Genomic DNA, 4039 nt, shown 5'->3' with positions numbered 1-4039 from the left:
CGTATATGCAATCTGCATTTTCGGAATCGGCGTGTTTACACCCGAACTATTTGGTTCAAAAAAAGCTTAATTCATTGGCATTGGGCTTTAGCCCCGAAATAGACGAAACTAAAGTTTTCGTTTCCTAGTTTTACAAGGTGTTTATTAGTTAGCTTATTATAGCAAAAAAATCCATCCCATAAAGCCAAAAGCTACTAAAAGTAGTAGATAAAATAGTCTCGTATAATATATCGCACCTATAGATAAGAGTAGATACCCTACTCCAAAAACCATATCGAGCTTCACATCCACCACTTGACTCTCTAAAGTAAAAAGTTTTAATAACAATCCATCAAACACGCCCCCCATACCAACCGTATGAAAAAAGATACTAATCGGATAAAAAAAGCTAAACCCCAAAGATAGAAGAGGAGAGTATAGCTGAAGAGTGCTGGTCATAGGAAATATCATATGCACAATAGGCAACATCAAAATAAATATGCCAAACGAGATAATGAGAGTCATCAAAAACTTATTGACATCTGAAAATCTCTTTAGAAGCAAAAAGATATAAAAAACTCCAGAGACAGAGAACCAAAAGGCCAAAGATACCAACATCTTGGGGAATAGTAGAAGCAGTACCATCACTATCGTAGCCAAAAAACTAAAAGATAACAGCTCAATCCCCAATACTAAAACACTCCACCCAACAACCATCATAGCATAAGAACGCAATAGTGATGCAGGTGAATCAACAAACCAAACATACCAACCCAAAATCACCAAGACCAAAAATCCAACATCTATCAAATCAAAACGATAGGGGAAATAGCGTTGCTGAAATATACGATATAGTGGTCTAAGGAGAAAAAATAGAACTCCTGAAAGTATCGCCAAATGTAACCCACTCAAAGCGATAAGATGACTAATCCCAAGTGTTGAAACTTGGTCTCGGAGCTTCTTTTGTAGAGGTGTAGCCAAAAATATTGCTTGATAGAAACTAACTATTATCGGTTCGCTATGTTGAGACTCTATCGTACTCAAAACAGAAGATTTAAAACTATCAGACTTATCTGATACTGCATTGATTCTTGATGATATAAATGAAGTTCCTAGATATTCAACAAAACGCATCTCTTGGTAGGGAAAAAGTTTCAGACGAATGCGTTTATCTATAAAATTCTCTTTTCTGTAAGTTCTCGTAAAAAAGTTCAAATCCAACTCTGAACTATAGACACGAAGTATGGTATAAGTTTTACCCTTTTTCTCTTTCTCATACTGCTGTAGAACTTCCACCTGAGTAAAGTAAAATGGCTTTGATATAAAATCTTGATATTCATCATAAAAAAAAGAGAGACGAACAGCAAGAGTAACTAAAAAAATAGCAACAACCAACCAAAACTCTTTTGCTGTCAAAAAAAGTTTTGGTTTCTCTAACATATATTAAATCATCGGTAAATCTATATTGATATTGGCTTGAGTACTCATATCCATATTCTCATCCTCATAGACCACCTCAAACGAGCTATTGCTACCCAGTTGGGCATCCACAAAACGGGTAAACCTCTTCTGAAATACCAATTTAACCGTACCTGTTGGTCCATTTCTCTGCTTTCCAATAATCAGTTCAGCATCCTCTTCAGGCTTGTTTTCAAACTTATTTTCATACTCTTTACCCTCTGATTTTGCTTTCATCTCTCTCTCTTTTTCAGCTGCTTCACGGTAGACATCATCACGATAGACGAACATTACTATATCCGCGTCTTGTTCGATACTGCCACTTTCACGAAGGTCAGAGAGCATCGGTCGCTTATTATCCCGACTCTCAACCCCACGATTGAGCTGTGAAAGAGCAACGATAGGTATCTGTAACTCACGAGCAAGTTGCTTCAATCCCCTAGAAATTTCCGAAATAACCTGCTGTCGTCCCTCTTTGTTATCACCACTCATCAACTGCAAATAATCAATAACTGCCATAGAGATTTCAGGATGTTGTGATTTTAATTTCCTAAGCTTACTCCGTATATGATGAATAGTTGCATATCCACCATCATCCACAAAGAGTTTCCTTGTAGCCATCCTATCCGTTGCTCCACTTAACCTAGACCACTCTTCATCATTTAAATCACCAACTCTTAGCTTTTGTAGAGGAATAGAGGTCTCTGTGGAGAGAAGCCGAAGCATTAACTGTTCTGCTGGCATCTCTAGTGAGAAAAAAGCGATGCCCTCCCCTCGTTCAATGGCTTTTTGGGTCATGTTTAACACCAAAGATGTATTATGTGTAACCGTCATATCTTCAAGAAGAAATAACTTATTACCATCAATCTCAAAACCATAATAATCATCTATTTTATCATACTCAACTTTTATGCCTGTATGTTGATGTTCTCGTTTAGAAATAAGAGGACGAGCTTGTTTCCTTGCTATTTTTGTAGGAATAGTATTAAGATGACCAACTATACGCACACGATAAACTTTACACTCATAACCTATACTTTTTATTCTAGCTATCTTTGATTTGAAAGAGCAACGAAAACCTAAACTATCAGCTAAAAATTTAATCTGCTCTGATAAAAGTTTTGACTTTTGTGTAATCTCCATAACATGGTATTTATCATCATAATAACCATCACTATCTATCAATCCTGCTAAAAGTTCTAAACGATTTTCTCGACTATTAATGAGATAATTTTGAGGAATATGTTTATTCTTTAAAAGATTACAACCTCTTAGCTTTTTTTGTAAAGAGGTATCTTTATCAAACGCAACTCCTCTATATCCCTTTGTTATTGAGTGCATAGGACATTTATCTTTTGGAAAATGAGAAGTTAACTGTAAAGATAATCTATCTGCATACTTTTTCAAATATTCAACAACTTCAAAATCTTCTGTAGCAATAGCAACATTTGAACTAGTGCCATCTCCTAGCCATATACCTAAAAAATAAGGCTCTATCTCTAGCTTCTTTTCAGAAAATTCAACAGCAACTTTATAACCTTTATAATTACTTCTAAATTTATCTGATTTTTTTATATAATCTGAAACCTCAATATTTAGAATATCTCCATGTTTATGCTTATTATCATTACGAGAACGCTTAAGCGACAAAATATGAGAACGGTTCACACGATAATCTATCCCCTTATTTTGACGAACCCAATACATCTCTTCACGCCCACGAGCTAGAGAAAGCACATTTCTAGGGTTTGAATCATCTCCCATAAGCTGTTCCCCCACCTCAATATCCTCTACATTTTTAAGCTCTCCAGAGTACATTAATACCTTTGTACCTTTCCCAACACATTTCCCCATCGCAGGTCGAGCCGCAATAATAATCAAATCTCCTTTCCCAAATCCACTAGTTCTATCATTTAAGTTTCTAAATCCCGTATCAACACCAAGCAGTTTAGAGTTTCCCAAAGCCTTAAGACGATTCATCTCCTCCAACACAGCTAAAGTAATCTCTTTGGACTCCCTAAAATCCTCACTAGTAGAGTTCTGTGTAATCTCATAAAGCTTCTTCTCGACTAGATTCATCACCTCATCAACAGGAAGGTCATCCTCTATCGTTACTTTTTTAATAGTCGTTGCCAAAGTAGCCAAAGCTCTTTTGGATGAACGAGACTTTATCTCACCCAAATAGGCATCTGTATTGGAGATAGGATTGGATGCCAATACATCAAGCAGAGCAACCTCATCATAGTTTTTAGTACTATTCAGTTTTGATTTTAGAAACTCCTCATCAATCGGTTTGTCCTCTCTTGAAAGCTCCTCCATAGCTCTAAAAAGGTGTTGATGAAAAGGGAGATAGAAATCATGAGATTGTAGTTTTGAGGCTATCTCTTCAAAGATTTGTGGGTCGAAGATAATGGCAGATAGTACAGCTCTCTCTATATTTAGGTTGTACATATTTTCACTCATTATCTATCTTCCCATTTGAAAATATCTAATACCAGTATTTCACTATTCTCTTCATCTATTAGATATGGTATAGTATATCCATCGACTATCAGATCTCTAATCATCACATTATCATAATAATATGATTTTCTATATTTAT

Annotated in this window: 2 protein-coding genes; both read right to left on the bottom strand. The window is 35.8% G+C overall.

Translation table 11 applies throughout. From position 1 onward, the window contains the following. Positions 1–156: 156 nt before the first annotated feature. The gene (locus GSY74_RS08945; protein ID WP_164664762.1) at positions 157–1419 is read right to left on the bottom strand and encodes a ComEC/Rec2 family competence protein; all 1263 of its coding nucleotides are present in this window, start codon (positions 1417–1419) and stop codon (positions 157–159) included. Between the two features lie 3 nt (positions 1420–1422). Beyond that, a complete protein-coding gene (gene dnaB, locus GSY74_RS08940; protein WP_164664763.1) occupies positions 1423–3888 on the bottom strand; it encodes a replicative DNA helicase in 2466 nt (821 codons plus the stop codon). Positions 3889–4039 lie beyond the last annotated feature (151 nt).

The sequence above is a fragment of the Sulfurovum sp. bin170 genome (assembly GCF_010892395.1).
Lineage (GTDB): Bacteria > Campylobacterota > Campylobacteria > Campylobacterales > Sulfurovaceae > UBA1140.
This window is presented reverse-complemented; position numbering and strand designations above follow the sequence as displayed.

What these genes read in the sequence shown, in the direction of transcription:
- GSY74_RS08945 (WP_164664762.1), bottom strand. Translation starts at nt 1,419, where the DNA reads ATGTTAGAGAAACCAAAACTTTTTTTGACAGCAAAAGAGTTTTGGTTG.
- dnaB (WP_164664763.1), bottom strand. Translation starts at nt 3,888, where the DNA reads ATGTACAACCTAAATATAGAGAGAGCTGTACTATCTGCCATTATCTTC.